Below are 17550 nucleotides of genomic sequence, written 5' to 3' on the forward strand. Positions count from 1 at the left end.
ATGCCGGGCGAGTGGATTTGCGACAGGGTGCTTGAGCTTCTCTACATGCTTGATGCGTTAAGTCCTACAGTAATCAAGGAAATTCCCGATGTTTTGTTCTGACGATTATTTTCATTCTTGGCGCCCTCGTACGTAGGTGCGCTCGGCAATGTCGTTGAGCTCCGTACGAGAACTCAACACAAGAGAAAACAATCCTCATGCCCCAGTTCCTTTTCCCGCGTCAGTCCATTCTTGCCATAGCGATCAGTCAGACATTGTTGTTCTCAAGTGTTCAGGCATTCGCTGCTGATGAGGACCAGGTGTCAGCCCGGGACGGAGAAGAAGTCAGCGTCAGTGATCGCAAGATCGAAACAGTCAGCGCTGGCGTGTATGGAATGCATGCCTCCAGTGGCGGAAAAATCAAGTCCGCTGACATGGCTGTCGCAACGTCTGGTAAAGACGCTTACGGCGTGCTGGTTAACGGTCAGGGCAGCACATTCCAATCCACCGGGGAGCTTCAGATCGAGACTTCAGGTGAAGGCGCCACGGGCCTGCGCGTAGGCGTTGGTGCTGTAGCCGATGTGGAGAAAGTCACCGTTGTTACCACCGGCAATGCCGCTGCCGGTATTTATGCGTTCAGTGACGGGGCTATCCAACTGGGCGGCGGCAGCGTCACCACCACAGGAGACCACAGCGCAGGGATTTTGGGGTGGCAGCTCAGTTCCGTGGAAGCGGCCAACCTGCAGATCCGCACTGAAGGCTACCGCTCGTTGGGTGTTGAAGGGCACAGTGGTGCAGTCATTGATTTGCAAGGCAGTTCAATTGTCACTGAAGGGGATCAGTCCTCCGGTGCAGGTGCTGAGAGCGGTGCTTCGATTGAATTGAGCCAGGGCTCGTCGATTGTTACCCGTGGCCGAGAGTCCCATGGTGTGGTTTCTATCGGCAACAGCAGCTTGGTGACACTGAACGACAGTTCCATCGAAACCTTTGGCGAAGGTTCAGCAGGCGTTGTGACCCAATCCGGCGGCCGGGTAGAACTCAACAATTCCCACGTTAAAGCCAATGGCGCCGGTGCGGTCGGTGCGCAACTGAACGGTGGCACTCTGGCCGTCAACGGTGGCTCGATTCAATCGCAAACCGCGGCAGCGATCAATATCAGTGGCCAAGGCAACACAGTGGCCATCGATAACGCTTATATCGGCAGTGTTGAGGGGCCGGCCATAAAAGTTGAAGGCGGCGCACAGGCAACCATTACGGTCAGTAATGGTTCCACGCTGTCTGCTGGCAATGGTCGGGGCGAATTGCTCGACGTGCAGTCTGACAGCGTGCTGGACCTTGTCGTCGATGGCAGCTATTTGCACGGCAACCTGACCATCCCTGAGGGCGGCCTGGTGAATGTGCGTTTGCAGAATGGAACACGTTTTACCGGGCAGATGAGCGACGTCAAAAACCTGCAACTTGATGCAGGCGTCGGCTGGGACATTATGGGTGACAGCAATGTCGAGTCCTTGGTGCTCAATGGCGGGAGCATCGACTTTGCCAAAGCTGAGGGGTTTCATCAGCTGTCCATGGGCGAGTTGTCCGGCAATGGCTCCTTTGGGCTGAAGCTGGACATGGACAACCAGCAAGTCGACTTTCTCAACATAGAAGGCCAGGCGACGGGCAATCATGTGTTGAGCATTCAGAACAGCGGTGCCGAGCCTGAATCAGGCTTTGATCCTTTGCAGGTGGTTCACACCGGTGGCGGCGATGCGCAGTTCAGCGTGCTGGGCGAGCGTGTCGACCTCGGGGCTTATTCGTATGGGCTGGAACGTCAGGGCGACGATTGGTTTTTGACTGGCGAAGACCGTGAGGTAAGCCCGGCCACCCGCAGTGTTCAGGCGCTGTTTAACAGTGCGCCGACCGTCTGGTATGGCGAGATGAGTACCTTGCGCAGCCGTATGGGCGAGGTCAGAAGCAGCGGGCAGGGCGGTGCCTGGATGCGCAGCTACGGTAACCAGTACCGGGTTGCAGGGCGCGATGGCCTGGGCTTTGAGCAACAGCAGAGCGGTTTTTCGCTGGGCGTGGACGCGCCGCTGGCCCTCACTGACGGTGTGCTGCTGGTGGGTTTGCTCGGCGGTTACAGCAAATCTGACCTGTCTCAGTCACGCGGTTCCTCAGGCACTGTCGACAGCTTTTATGTCGGGACTTACGGGACCTGGATGAACAACAACGGTTATTACGTGGATGGCGTGCTTAAGCTCAACCAGTTCCAGAATCGCGCGGACGTCTTGATGAGCGATTTCAGTAAGGCCAAAGGCAGCTACAGCAACTATGGGCTGGGTGCTTCGCTGGAAGCCGGTCGGCAGATCCAGCTCACCGAACACCTGTTCATCGAGCCTTTCGCTCAGGTGTCTGCGGTGGCAGTGCAAGGAAAGTCGTTCAGTCTGGACTCAGAGCTGAAGGCCGATAACGCGGCCACCCACTCCCTGCTCGGTAAAGTGGGCATGACCCTTGAACATCGCAATCAATGGCTAAGCCCTTACATCAAAGTCGCACTGGCTCAAGAGTTTGCCCGGGACAATGACGTCGAGGTCAACGGGCATCGCTTCAACAATGATCTGTACGGCACCCGTGCTGAATTGGGGGCCGGTCTGGCGCTGTCATTGTCCAGTAACCTGCAATTGCACGCAGACTTCGACTACATGAACGGCCAAGGTATCGAACAACCTTGGGGGGCCAATGTCGGGGTGCGATACGCATTTGACTGAAGCATGATTAAAAAAAAACCAGAGCGAATGCTCTGGCTTTTTAGTTTCAGCGGTTGAACCGCTCCACCAGCGAATATTGAATATTTACGGTCTGGGCCAGTTCCTCACTGAGCAGGGCGGAATGCTGCGCTTGCTCCGAGGTTTGGTCGGCAAGGTCGGCAATGGTGCTGATGTTACGGCTGACTTCTTCGGCCACGGCACTTTGCTCTTCGGTGGCGGCGGCAATTTGGGTGGTCATATCGGTGATATTGGCCACCGCTTCGCTGATCCCGATCAGTGCCGCGTCGGCTTCCAGCACCCGTGCCACGCCTTCTTGTGCCTGGCGGTGGCCGGCGTCCATGGTTTGTACGGCTGTGGCGGCGGTTTGTTGCAGCTTGGCAATCAAGCCGTGAATCTGGCCGGTCGAGGTGCTGGTGCGTTGCGCCAGTTGGCGTACTTCATCGGCCACAACAGCAAAACCCCGGCCCATTTCACCGGCACGTGCCGCTTCAATGGCTGCGTTCAAGGCCAACAGGTTGGTCTGGTCGGCAATGCCCTTGATCACGTCGACGACACCGCCAATCTCGTCACTGTCTTTCGCCAGTTGGGTCACCGTCGCGCCGGTTTCACCGACGACCACCGACAGGCGCTCAATGGCCTCGCGGGTTTCACCGGCAATGTCGCGGCCGCGGCTGGTCAGGCGATTGGCTTCTTGCGTGGCATCGGCAGTGCGCTGCACATGGCTGGCGACCTCTTGGGTCGTCGCGGCCATCTGGTTAACGGCGGTGGCAACCTGTTCGGTTTCAACCCGCTGGCGCTCCAGCCCGGTGGAGCTCTTGTGCGCCAGCACGTCTGATTGACGGGCTTGCTCGCTGAGGTGCTCGGCGGTGTCTTGCAGACGGGTCAGGCAGGTTTTAAGACGCGCTTCCTGGCTCAGGATGGACATTTCCAGACGCGCTTGCGGGCCACGGCTGTCGGTGTACATCTGGGCAATCAGAGGGTCAGAAGTGGTCTGTTCGGCCAGGCGCAGCAAGCGCTTGATCCCGCGTTGCTGCCAGGTCAGGCCCAGCAGTCCCAACGGAATCGACAACAGCGCGGCCAAGGCAAAACCCCAGCTGGAGTTGAACAGCGCACCAATAACAAAACTCAGTTGGCTGACCAGAATGAACGGCAGCCAGTCCTGCAGCACCGGCAGCCACTTGTCGCGGCGCGGTACGGCGGGCTTGCCGCGATTAATACGCTGGTACAAGGCTTCGGCGCGGCGGATCTGCTCGGCCGTTGGCTTGACCCGCACCGACTCGTAACCCACTACGCGTTCGTTTTCAAACACCGGGGTCACGTACGCATTCACCCAGTAGTGATCGCCGGACTTGCAGCGGTTTTTGACGATGCCCATCCACGGCATGCCCTTTTTCAGGGTGCTCCACATATGTTCGAACACTGCCGAAGGCACATCCGGATGGCGCACAAGGTTATGCGGTGCGCGCACCAGCTCATCACGGGAAAACCCGCTGATGTCGACGAAGTCGTCGTTGCAGTAGGTGATCACGCCTTTGGTATCGGTAGTGGAAATCAACCGTTGCTGCGCGGGGAATGTGCGTTCGCGCTGGGTGATGGGCTGGTTGTTACGCATGTCGTTTCAATCCGCAAGACTTTGATAGGCTTTCGGCACGCGCAACGAATTGTTTAATTAATATTTCTGCTGCAACAGCGTGCATCAACGCTGTCGCAGTCTTGGGGCGAGCTTAAGGCGCCAGCATGGGATAGGTGAAGAACGCCAAGTGCAGCACGTTAAGACCAAAGTGCGTGGCAATCGCCGCACTTAACCCGCCAAAGCGGTAGGCCAGGCCGTAGCAAAGCCCGGCGATGCCGGCCAACAGTACCCACTGCCAACCGGCACCGATATGCGCCAGGCCGAACAACAGCGAGGCAATCACCAAGGCCAGGGTTTGCCCATACGGCAGTTGTTTGAACCAGCGGCTCAGACCGCCCTGCAAATAGCCGCGAAACAGCGCTTCTTCGACCAGCGTCACCAGCAGCAAGTTATTCAATAGCCAAATCCAGCCCTGGCTGGGCCACTTCGGCGCCCAGGCCACAATGCCCAGCAACAGCGCGCCACCCAGCGCGGCCAAGGCGGCCAGCACCAGCCCCATCAATGCGGCGCCCACTGATGCGCGCCAGTTAAAGCGCGGTGCTATCCACGGGCACACCAGCAGCAGCCAAAAGCCGATCAGGGGTTTGTCCAGATTCAGGTACATCGAAAAGGGCACGGCATCCGGGGTCAGCCGCTCGGGGCTGATGGCACGGCCGTTGTGAAAACCGGGCAGCCAATGCAGGGCCAAAGCCAGGGCCAGCAACACAAATACTGCGTGTCCGGCATAGCGCAGCCATGAGCGTTGGGTTTGGTGGGCAGCAAACCCGCTCACCACCAGGGCGGCCAGGGCAATAACAGCTTGAACGCCTAATTGGCCATAGCTCAGGGCAATGCCGTAGCCGAGGGTCAAGAGGGCGAGATAAGGCCAGGGCAGGGCGATCATGCGAATCCTAGGGGGAGAAGGGCGCACGAGTATAACGATTCGGCATGAAGCAAATGGTGTGAACATGAAGGAGTGGGAGCGGGCTTGCTCGCGATGCAGGCAATGCGGTTTTTCTGTTAGACCGCGTCGATACCATCGCGAGCAAGCCCGCTCCCACAGGTTTGGCTATTACGAAGCAATCAACTGGCGCAGCACGTAGTGCAAGATCCCGCCCGCCTTGAAGTATTCCACCTCATTCAGGGTGTCGATCCGGCACAGGACCTCGACCTTTTCCTGCTGGCCGTCTTCACGGGTGATTACCAGGGTCAGGTTCATCCGCGGTTGAATGTCGGCCCCGGTCAGCCCGAGGATGTCCAGGGTCTCCTTGCCGGTGAGCTTCAGGCTCTTGCGGTTCTGATCCAGCTTGAACTGCAAGGGCAACACGCCCATGCCCACCAGGTTGGAGCGGTGGATACGCTCAAAACTCTCGGCAATCACCGCTTTGACGCCCAGCAGATTGGTGCCTTTGGCCGCCCAGTCGCGGCTCGAACCGGTGCCGTATTCCTGACCGGCAATCACCACCAGCGGCGTGCCCGTGGCCTGATAACGCATGGCCGCGTCGTAGATCGCCAGTTTTTCGCCGGTCGGGATGTACAGGGTGTTGCCCCCTTCTTCACCGCCGAGCATTTCATTGCGAATACGGATGTTGGCGAACGTGCCACGCATCATCACTTCATGGTTGCCGCGTCGCGAACCGTAGGAGTTGAAGTCCTTGGGCTCGACGCCTTTCTCGCGCAGGTAACGCCCGGCCGGGCTGTCGGCCTTGATATTACCGGCAGGGGAGATGTGGTCGGTGGTCACCGAATCCCCCAGCAGCGCCAGAATGTTCGCGCCCTTGACGTCTTCGATGACCGGCAATGGCCCGTCAATGTCGTCGAAGAACGGCGGGTGCTGGATGTACGTCGAGCTGTCTTGCCAGACATACGTCGCCGCCTGCGGCACTTCGATGGCTTGCCATTGCTCGTCACCGGCAAACACTTCGGCGTATTCCTTGTGGAACATGCTGGTGCTGACTTGCGCCACGGCGTCGGCGATTTCTTTCTGGCTCGGCCAGATATCGCGCAGGTACACAGGCTGGCCGTCTTTGCTCACGCCTAGTGGCTCGCTGCTGATATCGATACGCACCGTACCGGCCAATGCATAGGCCACCACCAGTGGCGGCGAGGCCAGCCAGTTGGTTTTGACCAGCGGGTGCACGCGGCCTTCAAAGTTACGGTTGCCCGACAGCACAGATGCCACGGTCAGGTCCGCTTGGGTGATGGCTTTTTCAATGGGATCAGGCAGCGGCCCGGAGTTGCCAATACAGGTGGTACAGCCATACCCCACCAAGTCGAAGCCCAATTGATCGAGGTACGGGGTGAGGCCAGCGGCCTTGTAGTAATCGGTAACCACCTTGGAGCCGGGGGCCAATGAGGTTTTCACCCAAGGCTGGCTTTTCAGGCCTTTTTCCACGGCTTTCTTCGCCACCAGCCCGGCGGCCATCATCACGCTGGGGTTGGAGGTGTTGGTGCACGAGGTAATGGCGGCAATCACCACGGCACCGTTTTTCAGGCGCCAGGTTTTGCCATCGAGGCTGTAATCCGCCTCGCCAACCGACTCTGCGCTGCCCACGGCCACGCCGCCACCGCCTTCACTTTCGAGGCGGCCTTCTTCTTTACTGGCCGGTTTGAACTGCAGGCTCAAGAAGTCGCTGAAGGCTTGCGCTACGTTGGGCAGGGCGACCCGGTCTTGCGGGCGTTTTGGCCCGGCCAGGCTGGCCTCGACGGTGCCCATGTCGAGCGCCAAGGTATCGGTGAAAATCGGTTCCTGGCCTGCCTCGCGCCACAGGCCCTGGGCTTTGCAGTAAGCCTCAACCAGCTTGACCGTGGCGTCTGGGCGACCGGATAAACGCAGGTAGTCGAGGGTGATCTCATCCACCGGGAAAAACCCGCACGTAGCGCCGTATTCCGGGGCCATGTTGGCAATGGTGGCACGGTCTGCCAGGGGTAAATCGGCCAGGCCATCGCCGTAAAACTCGACGAACTTGCCGACCACGCCCTTGCTGCGCAGCATTTGCGTGACCGTCAGCACCAGGTCAGTGGCGGTGATGCCTTCTTTAAGCTTGCCACTAAGTTTGAAACCCACCACTTCAGGGATCAGCATCGACACGGGCTGGCCGAGCATGGCGGCTTCGGCTTCAATCCCGCCCACGCCCCAGCCCAAAACGCCAAGGCCGTTGATCATGGTGGTGTGCGAGTCGGTGCCTACCAGAGTGTCGGGGAAGGCATAAGTGCGGCCGTCTTCGTCTTTGGTCCAGACCGTGCGGCCCAAGTATTCAAGGTTCACTTGGTGACAAATCCCGGTGCCGGGCGGTACCACGCTGAAATTATCGAAGGCATCCTGGCCCCAGCGCAAAAACGCATAGCGTTCGCCGTTGCGTTCCATTTCGATGTCGACGTTTTGCTCAAAAGCGCTGGTGCTGCCGAACTTGTCGACCATCACCGAGTGGTCAATCACCAGGTCAACCGGTGACAACGGGTTGATGCGCTGCGGGTCGCCCCCGGCCTTGGCCATGGCGGCGCGCATGGCGGCCAGGTCGACCACCGCCGGTACGCCGGTAAAATCCTGCATCAACACCCGTGCCGGGCGGTACTGGATTTCACGGTCGCTGCGGCGCTCCTTGAGCCAGGCGGCAAGGGCCTTGAGGTCGGGTTCGGTGACGGTCTTGCCGTCTTCCCAGCGCAGCAGGTTTTCCAGCAGCACTTTAAGAGACATCGGCAGCTTGCCCAGGTCGCCCAGGGTCTTGGCGGCGAGCGGCAGGCTGAAGTAGTGATAAGTCTTATCGTCGACTTTTAAGGTAGAAAGGGTTTTCAGGCTATCGAGGGAGGACATGAAATGACTCCTTTTGATCCGCACGGCACGGATCGTGTGATACGAACAGAACAGTGAGCAGAGCTTCAAACCTAGCCCTGATTCAGTGATCTGGCTAATAACTGGACTGTCTATAGGGCTTCAAGGTTCCGAACTCAGTTATCATGCCCGCCTTTTCGTGACAGACCTTGTTCCAGGACAAGGTAGCGCAGCGGTCTAATGTCTTGCCGCTGCCCAGGAGTAAATCAATGAACACCGTTTTTATGCATTGCCGGCCCGGTTTTGAAGGCGAAGTCTGCTCAGAAATCGCCGAGCACGCCGCCCGTATTAATGTTTCCGGTTACGCCAAGGCCAAGCCAAGCGCGGCCTGTGCCGAGTTTGTCTGCACCGAGGCAGGCGGTGCTGAGCGCCTGATGCAGCGCCTGCGCTTTGCCGAGCTGATTTTCCCGCGCCAATGGGCTCGCGGCAGCTTTGTCGAGCTACCGGAAACCGACCGGATCAGCGTCATCCTTGAACACATGGCCGATTTTCCGGGGTGTGGCAGCCTGTGGCTGGAAGTGGTCGATACCAACGACGGCAAAGAGCTGTCCAACTTCTGCAAAAAGTTCGAAGGGCATTTGCGCAAGGCGCTGCTCAAGGCGGGCAAGCTGGTCGAAAACGCCGACGACAAACCGCGTCTGCTGCTGACCTTCAAAAGTGGCCGTGAAGTGTTCCTCGGCCTGGCCGAGTCCAACAACTCGGCCATGTGGCCGATGGGCATTCCGCGTCTCAAGTTCCCGCGTGAAGCCCCGAGCCGCTCGACCCTCAAGCTGGAAGAAGCCTGGCACCACTTCATTCCGCGTGATCAATGGGATGACCGTTTGCACAGTGACATGACCGGTGTTGACCTCGGCGCAGCCCCCGGCGGCTGGACCTGGCAACTGGTCAACCGCGGCATGCTGGTGATCGCCATCGACAACGGCCCCATGGCTGAAAGCCTGATGGACACCGGGTTGGTGCAACACTTGATGGCTGATGGCTTTACCTTCAAGCCCAAACAACCAGTGGACTGGATGGTCTGCGACATCGTCGAGAAGCCTGCGCGCAATGCGGCGATGCTCGAAGAATGGATTGGCGAAGGGCATTGCCGTGAGGCGGTGGTCAACCTCAAATTGCCGATGAAACAACGCTACGCCGAAGTGCGTCGCCTGTTGGACCGCATTGCCGACGGCTTCAAGGCGCGCGGTATCCAGGTTGAAATCGGCTGCAAGCAGCTGTACCACGACCGTGAAGAAGTGACTTGCCATTTGCGTCGACTGGACGTGAAAAAGCCTAAATCCCGCTGATTCAGGAGTAACCAATGAGTTTTGCTGACCTGCCGCTTGACGGCACTCTGGACGCCAGCGGTCTGAACTGCCCAGAGCCGGTGATGATGCTGCACCAACACATTCGCGATCTGGTGCCGGGTGGCTTGCTGAAAGTGATCGCGACCGACCCGTCGACCCGCCGTGACATTCCCAAGTTCTGCGTATTTTTGGACCACGAACTGGTCGGCCAGGCCGAAGAAGCGGGCACGTACCTGTACTGGATCCGCAAAAAGCAGGATTGATCGGCCCAAACGTGCCGACAACGCCTACACTGCCAGTCCTTGAAAGGAGCCTGCCATGCTGATTGTTGCTGATGAAAATATTCCGTTGGTCGATGCGTTCTTTGCTGAATTCGGTGAAATACGCCGTTTGCCGGGGCGTCAGATCACCCGGGCCGATGTGCACGATGCAGATGTCTTGCTGGTGCGTTCGGTGACCAAGGTCGACCGCGATCTGCTTGAAGGCAGCGCCGTGCGTTTTGTCGGTACGTGCACCATCGGCACCGATCACCTTGCGCTCGATTACTTTCATCAAGAGGGCATTCAATGGTCCAGCGCACCGGGCTGCAATGCCCGCGGTGTGGTGGACTACGTGCTCGGCAGCTTGCTGACACTGGCCGAAATCGAAGGCGCTAACCTCAATCAGCGCACCTACGGTGTGGTCGGTGCCGGTGAAGTGGGCGGGCGTCTGGTCAATGTGCTCAAGGGCCTAGGCTTCAACGTGCAGGTGTGCGACCCGCCGCGTCAGGCGGCAGAGGGCGGTGACTACGTCAGCCTTGAGCAGATCATCGAGCGCTGCGATGTCATCAGCCTGCACACGCCTCTGGATAAATCCGCAGAGAACGCGACCTGGCACTTGCTCGACCAGCAGCGTTTGAACCAGCTCAAACACGGCACCTGGCTGATCAACGCCAGCCGAGGTCCGGTGATCGACAACAACGCCCTGCGTGAAGTGCTGACCCGCCGCGAAGACCTGCAAGCGGTGCTGGATGTGTGGGAAGCCGAGCCGCAGGTTGATGTTGAACTGGCCGACCTGTGTGTACTGGCAACGCCGCACATTGCCGGTTACAGCCTGGACGGCAAGCAGCGGGGCACGGCGCAGATTTACCAGGCGTTCTGCGATTTTCTGGGGCAGGAAGCCGTCATCAAACTGGCCGACTTACTGCCTGCGCCTTGGCTGGCCAAGGTTGAACTGAGCGCTGACAGCGACCCGGCCTGGGCGCTGGCGACGGTATGCCGTGGGGTTTACGACCCGCGCCGTGACGATGCGGACTTTCGTCGCAGCCTGGTGGGCACGGTTCAGGAGCAAAAGCTGGCGTTTGACGCCTTGCGCAAACACTACCCGGTACGCCGCGAAATCGAAGGCCTACAGGTGCGCATAGAGGGTCAGTCGCAGGGTTTGACGCAGATGGTTAAAGCGCTGGGCGCAGTACGGGTGTAGGAGCGAGCTTGCCTCGCGATCTTTTGATCTTTTAAAAGATCGCGGGCAAGTAAGGTGTTGTCAGGTTCAGTCTTTGTTTACAGGCTTGACCAAACGCTGTTCCAGTTCTTGGCAGGCGTTCTGAATCATCTCTTCAGTGATGAGAACTTCATTACCTTCAGCGTCGATAAAAGCACACCCCAACGACGGTTGCTGGTGGGTGCGAATTACCGGAAGTGCTTGAGTGTTGATTGATTCCATGGCCTGTCTCCTCATCAGGGTGTAGCGCTACTTTAGATCCGTTAAATGACCAAGCTGTTACACACTTGGCCGCGGAACCCAGTCCAACAGAAATACTTCGAAACTTCTACCCTCACTTTAGAACTTTAACGCCTAGGGCTTGTGGCACCCGGTCATATTCAAAACGACTGAGAAAGGTTTACCAAGTGTTACCCCGGTTCGTTGTAGGCTGTGTGCGGCTTTCAACACTCGACCCCCTTTGCGGAACACCCCCATGCTCTCTTCCCGTCAGCGCCGTGCCATTCGTCTGGTCATTCATTTTGTAGCCCCTTACCGCTGGCATGCGGTCGGCGCCTTGCTGGCCCTGATCGTCACGGCGGGGATCACGCTGTCGATGGGGCAGGGCATTCGTTTGCTCGTCGACAAAGGCTTTATGACCCAATCACCGCACATGCTCAACCAGTCCATTGGGTTGTTTTTGCTGCTGGTGCTGGGCTTGGCGGTGGGCACATTCGTGCGTTTCTACCTGGTGTCGTGGATTGGCGAGCGGGTGGTGGCTGACATTCGTCGACAAGTTTTCAACCACCTGATCGGTTTGCACCCCGGTTTCTACGAGAACAACCGCAGTTCAGAAATCCAGTCGCGGCTGACCACCGACACAACATTGCTGCAATCGGTGATCGGTTCGTCGCTGTCGTTGTTTTTGCGCAACAGCCTGATGGTGATTGGCGGCGTGGTGCTGCTGTTTATCACCAACCCCAAGCTCACCAGCATCGTCGTGGTCGCCTTGCCCTTGGTGTTGTCACCGATCTTGATCTTTGGTCGTCGCGTGCGCAGCTTGTCGCGCCAAAGCCAGGACCGCATCGCCGATGTTGGTAGCTACGTGGCCGAGGCCCTGACCCAGATTAAAACCGTCCAGGCCTACAACCATCAGCAACAAGACCAGCAGCGCTTTGCGCAAACTGTCGAAGGGGCCTTTGCCACGGCGCGCAAACGTATCTTGCAACGGGCCTGGCTGATCACCCTGGTGATCTCGCTGGTGCTGGGCGCGGTCGGCGTCATGCTCTGGGTGGGCGGCATGGATGTTATTGCCGGGCGTATCACGGGCGGTGAACTGGCCGCGTTTGTGTTCTACAGCCTGGTGGTCGGCAGTGCCGTCGGCACCCTGAGTGAAGTGATTGGCGAACTGCAACAGGCGGCAGGCGCGGCAGAGCGGATCAGCGAACTGCTGCAGTCCAAAAGCCAGATCGTTGCACCGGACAGCGGTTTGCAAGTGTTGCCAGAGCGGGTTGAAGGCAACGTGCGTCTCGAAGATGTGTATTTTTCTTACCCGTCGCGTCCCGAAAGCTTCGCGATTGCGGGCCTGAGCCTGACCATCAATGCAGGCGAAACCCTGGCCTTGGTCGGGCCGTCCGGGGCCGGTAAATCGACCTTGTTTGACTTGCTGTTGCGTTTCTATGACCCCCAGCAAGGGCAAATCCTGCTGGAAGGGCGACCTGTCCAGCAACTTGATCCGCACGACTTGCGCCGCTGCTTTGCCCTGGTATCGCAGACCCCGGCGCTGTTTTTTGGCACGGTCGAAGACAACATCCGCTATGGCAACCCGCAGGCAACAGATGCCCAGGTCGAGGCGGCGGCGCGTATTGCCCATGCCCACGACTTCATCCTGCAAATGCCCCAAGGCTATAAAACCCACTTGGGCGATGGCGGTCAGGGGTTGTCGGGCGGGCAGCGGCAACGCCTGGCGATTGCCCGGGCACTGCTGGTGGATGCGCCGATTTTACTGTTGGACGAAGCCACCAGCGCGCTGGATGCGCAAAGTGAACACTTGATCCAGGAAGCGTTGCCCAGCCTGATGAAAGGCCGTACCACGCTGGTGATCGCCCATCGACTGGCGACGGTGCAGAATGCCGATCGCATTGCCGTGATGGATCAGGGCAAGCTGGTGGCGGTGGGCACACATGCCCAATTGATAGCCAGTAACCCGCTGTATGCGCGGTTGGCAGCGTTGCAGTTCAACACGGCGGATAGCTAAAACCGTAGGAGCGAGCTTGCCTCGCGATCTTTTAAACATCAAAAGATCGCGAGACAAGCTCGCTCCTACGCGGGGCTAACTCAGCGGTACTCGCACAGGTAAGCGGTATCTACTGCGACCTCAAGCTGAAACTTGCTGTTGGCCGGTACGTTGAACTGGCTGCCTGTCTTGAATGTTTCAAACTCGCTGCTGCCCGGCAGCTTGACCTTCAGCTCGCCCGAGACGACGTGCATGATTTCACGCTCGGCGGTGCCGAACTCGTATTTACCCGGGGCCATGACGCCAATAGTGGCTTTGCCTTCAGCTTGTGTGAACGCAATCGACTTGACGGTGCCGTCGAAGTATTCGTTGACTTTAAACATGGCGATTCCTCGGAATGGGTTAAAAAGGCTGGCCAGTATGCAGAAGCCGTTTTATCCCGTCACGCCCTTTTGTAGAGGCTCGGCGCTGCACTAAACCCGCAACACCAGAGGCAATAAACGCGCGGTATTGCGCGCATCTTCCAGGGCGCGGTGCTGCTGCCCGCTGAACTGCATACCGGCCAGTTGCAGCGCACTGTTGAGGCCCAGCGGCTGTTTTAGCTGGCGGACCTGGGCAAATTGTTGCTTGAGGTTCATATGCGGCAAACGCGCCAAGGCGCTGTCCAGCTGCTTTTGTTGCCATTCCTGTTCCAGTTGCTTGCGGTCGTACTCACCCCAACTGGCCCAGCCTTCCAGTTTGGGCAGGTGCTGGCCCAGCCAGCGCTCGAACTGCTCCCAAACCTGTCCGGTAGGGCTGGCGTTATCAATATTGGCTTGGGTGATATGGGTTAATTGACGGCAAAAAGCAGTCAGCAGCGGGCGCCGTTGCGGCCGTACAAAACGCTGAAAGTGGTCTATTTCGCGCCCGGCACGGGTGACCACGCTGGCACCGATTTCGATGACTTCCATTTCTTCCAGAGGCCAGCCGCCGTCATCGGTGGTGGCTTCCAGGTCAATTACCAGCCAGTGAGGCATGTGCAGCTTTCCTTAAACAACATCGGCATTGAGGATGCAGCGTAGCTAATGCGCAGCCACGGGGCACTTAATTTGTAGTGGGCCACACCACGTTTGCTTGCTAGTCTAGGCGCGCTTAAATTACGGTCGTACTCGATCTCAGGTCCTGTACCCATTAATAAGTTCCAGTTGCGGGCGTCCCCGATGTGCACAGCGTTTAAGTGTTTGCCAATGTGGATGGTCCGCAGTGTGTTGCTGGCGCTGAGTGTCACCTTGATGTCGCCGGTGTGGGCCGCGCAGGAAATTCGCGTCGGTGCGGCGCATTTTCCGCCGTATATCGTGCGCCCGGAACGCGGCTCCGACACGGGCTTGCTGCAAAAATTGCTAAGTGCGATGAATGAGTTACAAACTGATTATAAATTCACCGCCGTCCCCACCTCGCTGGCGCGCAGGGTGCGTGACTTTGATCAGGGCCGCGTTGACCTGATCCTTTTTGAAAGCTCCAACTGGGGCTGGCAGGGTGTCGATTACGATGCTGTCGACCTTGGCCTTGTTGACTCGGAAGTGTTTATTGCCAAGCAACAGCCGGGGCGTGACCAATCCTACTTTGATGATTTAAAGGGAAAACGGCTGGCGCTTTTTTCCGGCTATCACTACGCCTTTGCAGACTTCAATCCTGCCCCCAGCTACTTGCTCAACCACTTTGACGCGACCTTGACCTACTCCCACGAAAGCAACCTGCAGATGGTCTTGCGCGGGCGGGTAGACATGACCTTGATGACGCGATCCAACCTCAATGACATGCTCAGACACAATCCGCAGTACAAATCTCGCGTGCTGATATCTGACCGTGCCGACCAGCGCTACCATCACTACGCCTTCATTCGGCCCCATGGCCCGATCAAAGCCGAAGAAGTGACCAAGTTGATCAAAGCGCTAAAGGACAATGGCCAGTTAAAAGCGATTTTTGCCCCTTACAATATTGAACTCGTCGAAACAGAGTCCTAAATTTTGCCCCGCGACCAACGTCACACAGCCTAACTGTTGACGACAATCGTGAGTCCAAAATGACTGCAATCGCTTCGCACCCGCAGCGCCCTGCTAAACCCCAAGGCGAAGTCTATCGGCGCTTCGACCCCCAGCTTGGCGCCTGGATCTCCTTGCGTACGCTGGACATCGAGCTTGACCTCGAACGCTTCAACCGCTGGCAGAACACCCCGCGAGTACTGGCCTTCTGGGATGAAGGGGGCAGCCTTGACGACCATCGCCAGTACCTCGAAAAACTGGCCAACGACCCGCACACCCTGACCTTGATCGGTTGCTTTGACGACCAGCCATTTGCCTATTTCGAAGCCTATTGGGCCAAAGAAGATCGCATCGCGCCCTTTTACGACGCAGACGATTACGACCGTGGCATTCATATGCTGGTGGGGGAGCAGGCCCATCGCGGGCCGCACAAGGTTGCCAGCTGGTTATCCGCTTTGACCGATTACCTGTTGCAGGACGACCCGCGCACCCGGCGCATCGTGGCCGAGCCCCGTGCTGACAACGACAAAATGATCGGTTACATGCAGGCGCAGGGCTATGCGCGGATCAAGGAATTCGACTTCCCGCACAAACGGGCGGCCTTGATGGTGCTGGAAAGGACAATCGAAAACCAACGCTAAAGCGACGTTCATTTTGTAGGAGCGAGCTCGCCTCGCGATCTTTTGATCTTCTCTAGATCTTCAAAGATCGCGAGCCCCCGCACAAAGAAGCTGATTTCAGCGGCGACTAAAGGTATCTGGCTGGCTGCCCGAAACCTTGCGGCAGTGAATCAGCGCGTCGCGAATCATGAAGTTGACCAGTGTTGGCGACACCCCCAGCTCTTTGGCGATGTCCTTTTGCTGCACACCGTGCAAGCGGTACATCTCAAACGCATAACGGGTGCGGCTTGGCAGCTCGGTCAGGGCGTCTGCGATGTTTTCCAGGGTCGAAAAATTGATATGCGAGGTTTCTGGCGAGGCGCCATTGATCACCACATTCAAGCCTTCCTCTTCTGTGCCCGAGTATTTCTGCTCCAGTGCCTGCTTGCGGTAGTGATCAATCGCCAGGTTGCGCACGATCTGGAACAGATAGCTCAGTTGCGCCTTGAATGACGAGGTGATCTGCGGCGCGGACTGCAAACGGAAGAAAGCGTCCTGCACCACGTCTTCGGCCCGTGATCGGCAGCCAGTGATCCGCGCTGCAATTTTGACCAGGATTAATCGGTTGTCGACAAAGGCTTGAAGTAAGGGTGAGTCACACCTGCTTGTGGACATTTGTTCCGTCATGGAGATCACCTGTGGCTAGTGAAAACGTGCGGGCCATTGCTCGGTTGGCGCCGTCACAGTGCGAAACAAACTAGGCTGAATGATAATGATTGTCAATTGAGAAAGGTAATTAATACGCATCCTTTCAAGAGATTGAGATAAGCCTCACATCCCGCGTGTTTTGCATCAAAAAGCCACTATCGCGAGGGCTAATTATTTGCCCGGGTCAACCGTTCACAAGGGGCGAAGGTCTGTGTTGCAGACCTGCGATGAACGGTTAACACAGGAGGGTGATATGGCGTTTGCATGTGCACGGGCGGCGTTTTACGGCGGTGGTGCAGACCATGACTGAAGTCATCCAGTTGCGCTTGTTTTGCCTGCCTTACTCCGGCGCCAGCGCCATGGCATACAGCCGTTGGCGCCGCTTGCTGCCCGACTGGCTGCAGGTGCGGCCGCTGGAATTACCGGGGCGCGGGATGCGCATGGACGAGCCCTTGCAGAGCGATATACGCGCATTGGCCCGCCAGTTGGCCGATGAAATCAGCCCGGAACTGGACCGCCCTTACGCGTTGTTTGGCCACAGCCTGGGCGGTCTGTTGGCCTTTGAACTGGCCCATGCCTTGCGTGAGCGCGGAGTGCCCGAGCCGCTGGCCTTGTTTGCATCTGCCACGGCCGGTCCGGCCCGCCGGGATGTCAGCGAGTACGCAGTGGCCAAGACCAACGCACAACTTATCGAGCGCTTGCGCGAACTCAACGGCACCCCCGAAGAGGTGCTGGCCAATGCCGAACTGATGCACCTGATGCTGCCGATACTGCGCGCCGACTTCCTGTTGTGCGGCAGTTTCAGGCACGACCGACGGGCGCCGTTGCCGCTACCCATTCACGTGTTTGGTGGCAAGCAAGACAGTGTGCGCGCCGAGCAACTGCTCGATTGGCAGGCCGACACCAGCCGCGCGTTTTCCCTGGACATGTTTGAAGGCCATCACTTTTTTCTGCACCAGCAAGAAACCGCCTTGTTGCGTTGCCTGCGTCGTTACGCCGAAGAACACCTGCTGCGCCGACGTCAGCAACAGGCTCGGCGAGTGCCCGGCTAAAGCGGCGCCGTGCTTTC

14 protein-coding genes and 1 pseudogene are annotated in these 17550 nt (G+C 58.2%); 8 read left to right on the forward strand and 7 right to left on the reverse strand.

The genetic code is table 11. The features are described from left to right. Positions 1-197 precede the first annotated feature (197 nt). Positions 198-2729 (forward strand): autotransporter outer membrane beta-barrel domain-containing protein, encoded by a 2532-nt coding sequence (locus tag TU84_RS26375; RefSeq protein ID WP_206541193.1) that lies wholly within the window; start codon positions 198-200, stop codon positions 2727-2729. A gap of 46 nt (positions 2730-2775) precedes the next feature. Here the strand turns inward: TU84_RS26375 and TU84_RS09635 are convergent, their stop codons facing one another. The 3 genes from TU84_RS09635 to acnA all read right to left on the reverse strand — a co-directional run bounded on the left by TU84_RS09635 (position 2776) and on the right by acnA (position 8155). Further along, positions 2776-4341, reverse strand: coding sequence for a methyl-accepting chemotaxis protein (locus tag TU84_RS09635; protein WP_048368835.1), 1566 nt, complete (start codon positions 4339-4341; stop codon positions 2776-2778). A gap of 112 nt (positions 4342-4453) precedes the next feature. Then, positions 4454-5245 (reverse strand): CPBP family intramembrane glutamic endopeptidase, encoded by a 792-nt coding sequence (locus TU84_RS09640; RefSeq protein ID WP_048368836.1) that lies wholly within the window; start codon positions 5243-5245, stop codon positions 4454-4456. A 168-nt stretch (positions 5246-5413) separates the two neighbouring features. Continuing rightward, positions 5414-8155, reverse strand: a complete 2742-nt coding sequence (acnA, locus tag TU84_RS09645; protein WP_048368837.1) for an aconitate hydratase AcnA — start codon at positions 8153-8155, stop codon at positions 5414-5416. A gap of 227 nt (positions 8156-8382) precedes the next feature. Here acnA and rlmM point away from each other — a divergent pair, with 227 nt between their 5' ends. Genes rlmM through pdxB form a run of 3 tightly spaced genes read left to right on the forward strand, consistent with a single transcriptional unit; the run spans position 8383 to position 10920 of the window. Next, positions 8383-9459 (forward strand): 23S rRNA (cytidine(2498)-2'-O)-methyltransferase RlmM, encoded by a 1077-nt coding sequence (gene rlmM, locus TU84_RS09650; protein WP_048368838.1) that lies wholly within the window; start codon positions 8383-8385, stop codon positions 9457-9459. A 14-nt stretch (positions 9460-9473) separates the two neighbouring features. Continuing rightward, on the forward strand, positions 9474-9722 hold the full coding sequence (tusA, locus tag TU84_RS09655) for a sulfurtransferase TusA (protein WP_048368839.1): 249 nt from the start codon (positions 9474-9476) through the stop codon (positions 9720-9722). A 55-nt stretch (positions 9723-9777) separates the two neighbouring features. Further along, a complete protein-coding gene (gene pdxB, locus TU84_RS09660; protein WP_048368840.1) occupies positions 9778-10920 on the forward strand; it encodes a 4-phosphoerythronate dehydrogenase PdxB in 1143 nt (380 codons plus the stop codon). Positions 10921-10986: 66 nt separating this feature from the next. On the opposite strand, the gene TU84_RS26270 is transcribed toward pdxB, so the two are convergent. Continuing rightward, entirely contained in the window at positions 10987-11160 is a 174-nt protein-coding gene (locus TU84_RS26270; RefSeq protein WP_048368841.1) for a PA1571 family protein, read from the reverse strand. A 253-nt stretch (positions 11161-11413) separates the two neighbouring features. Between TU84_RS26270 and TU84_RS09670 the strand changes: the two genes are divergently transcribed. Further along, positions 11414-13174 (forward strand): ABC transporter transmembrane domain-containing protein, encoded by a 1761-nt coding sequence (locus TU84_RS09670; RefSeq protein WP_048368842.1) that lies wholly within the window; start codon positions 11414-11416, stop codon positions 13172-13174. An 80-nt stretch (positions 13175-13254) separates the two neighbouring features. On the opposite strand, the gene ppnP is transcribed toward TU84_RS09670, so the two are convergent. Together ppnP and TU84_RS09680 are read right to left on the reverse strand one after the other, a co-directional pair. After that, on the reverse strand, positions 13255-13536 hold the full coding sequence (ppnP, locus tag TU84_RS09675) for a pyrimidine/purine nucleoside phosphorylase (protein ID WP_048368843.1): 282 nt from the start codon (positions 13534-13536) through the stop codon (positions 13255-13257). 90 nt (positions 13537-13626) lie between these two features. Continuing rightward, positions 13627-14169 (reverse strand): exonuclease domain-containing protein, encoded by a 543-nt coding sequence (locus tag TU84_RS09680; RefSeq protein WP_048368844.1) that lies wholly within the window; start codon positions 14167-14169, stop codon positions 13627-13629. Between the two features lie 210 nt (positions 14170-14379). On the opposite strand from TU84_RS09680, the gene TU84_RS09685 reads away from it, so the two are divergent. Then, positions 14380-15156 (forward strand): substrate-binding periplasmic protein, encoded by a 777-nt coding sequence (locus TU84_RS09685; RefSeq protein ID WP_048368845.1) that lies wholly within the window; start codon positions 14380-14382, stop codon positions 15154-15156. 77 nt (positions 15157-15233) lie between these two features. Then, a pseudogene (locus TU84_RS09690) lies at positions 15234-15815 on the forward strand (GNAT family N-acetyltransferase); the annotation flags it as partial. 96 nt (positions 15816-15911) lie between these two features. On the opposite strand, the gene TU84_RS09695 reads toward TU84_RS09690, so the two are convergent. After that, positions 15912-16460, reverse strand: a complete 549-nt coding sequence (locus TU84_RS09695) for an RNA polymerase factor sigma-70 (RefSeq protein WP_048368846.1) — start codon at positions 16458-16460, stop codon at positions 15912-15914. Positions 16461-16783: 323 nt separating this feature from the next. On the opposite strand from TU84_RS09695, the gene TU84_RS09700 reads away from it, so the two are divergent. After that, positions 16784-17533 (forward strand): thioesterase II family protein, encoded by a 750-nt coding sequence (locus TU84_RS09700; protein ID WP_048369084.1) that lies wholly within the window; start codon positions 16784-16786, stop codon positions 17531-17533. Positions 17534-17550: the final 17 nt, after the last annotated feature.

Source organism: Pseudomonas helleri, assembly GCF_001043025.1.
Classification (GTDB): Bacteria; Pseudomonadota; Gammaproteobacteria; order Pseudomonadales; family Pseudomonadaceae; genus Aquipseudomonas; species Aquipseudomonas helleri.

What these genes read in the sequence shown, in the direction of transcription:
- TU84_RS09670 (WP_048368842.1), top strand. Translation starts at nt 11,414, where the DNA reads ATGCTCTCTTCCCGTCAGCGCCGTGCCATTCGTCTGGTCATTCATTTT.
- rlmM (WP_048368838.1), top strand. Translation starts at nt 8,383, where the DNA reads ATGAACACCGTTTTTATGCATTGCCGGCCCGGTTTTGAAGGCGAAGTC.
- acnA (WP_048368837.1), bottom strand. Translation starts at nt 8,155, where the DNA reads ATGTCCTCCCTCGATAGCCTGAAAACCCTTTCTACCTTAAAAGTCGAC.
- TU84_RS09695 (WP_048368846.1), bottom strand. Translation starts at nt 16,460, where the DNA reads ATGACGGAACAAATGTCCACAAGCAGGTGTGACTCACCCTTACTTCAA.
- TU84_RS09635 (WP_048368835.1), bottom strand. Translation starts at nt 4,341, where the DNA reads ATGCGTAACAACCAGCCCATCACCCAGCGCGAACGCACATTCCCCGCG.
- ppnP (WP_048368843.1), bottom strand. Translation starts at nt 13,536, where the DNA reads ATGTTTAAAGTCAACGAATACTTCGACGGCACCGTCAAGTCGATTGCG.
- TU84_RS09685 (WP_048368845.1), top strand. Translation starts at nt 14,380, where the DNA reads ATGTGGATGGTCCGCAGTGTGTTGCTGGCGCTGAGTGTCACCTTGATG.
- TU84_RS09680 (WP_048368844.1), bottom strand. Translation starts at nt 14,169, where the DNA reads ATGCCTCACTGGCTGGTAATTGACCTGGAAGCCACCACCGATGACGGC.
- TU84_RS26375 (WP_206541193.1), top strand. Translation starts at nt 198, where the DNA reads ATGCCCCAGTTCCTTTTCCCGCGTCAGTCCATTCTTGCCATAGCGATC.
- tusA (WP_048368839.1), top strand. Translation starts at nt 9,474, where the DNA reads ATGAGTTTTGCTGACCTGCCGCTTGACGGCACTCTGGACGCCAGCGGT.
- TU84_RS09700 (WP_048369084.1), top strand. Translation starts at nt 16,784, where the DNA reads ATGACTGAAGTCATCCAGTTGCGCTTGTTTTGCCTGCCTTACTCCGGC.
- TU84_RS26270 (WP_048368841.1), bottom strand. Translation starts at nt 11,160, where the DNA reads ATGGAATCAATCAACACTCAAGCACTTCCGGTAATTCGCACCCACCAG.
- pdxB (WP_048368840.1), top strand. Translation starts at nt 9,778, where the DNA reads ATGCTGATTGTTGCTGATGAAAATATTCCGTTGGTCGATGCGTTCTTT.
- TU84_RS09640 (WP_048368836.1), bottom strand. Translation starts at nt 5,245, where the DNA reads ATGATCGCCCTGCCCTGGCCTTATCTCGCCCTCTTGACCCTCGGCTAC.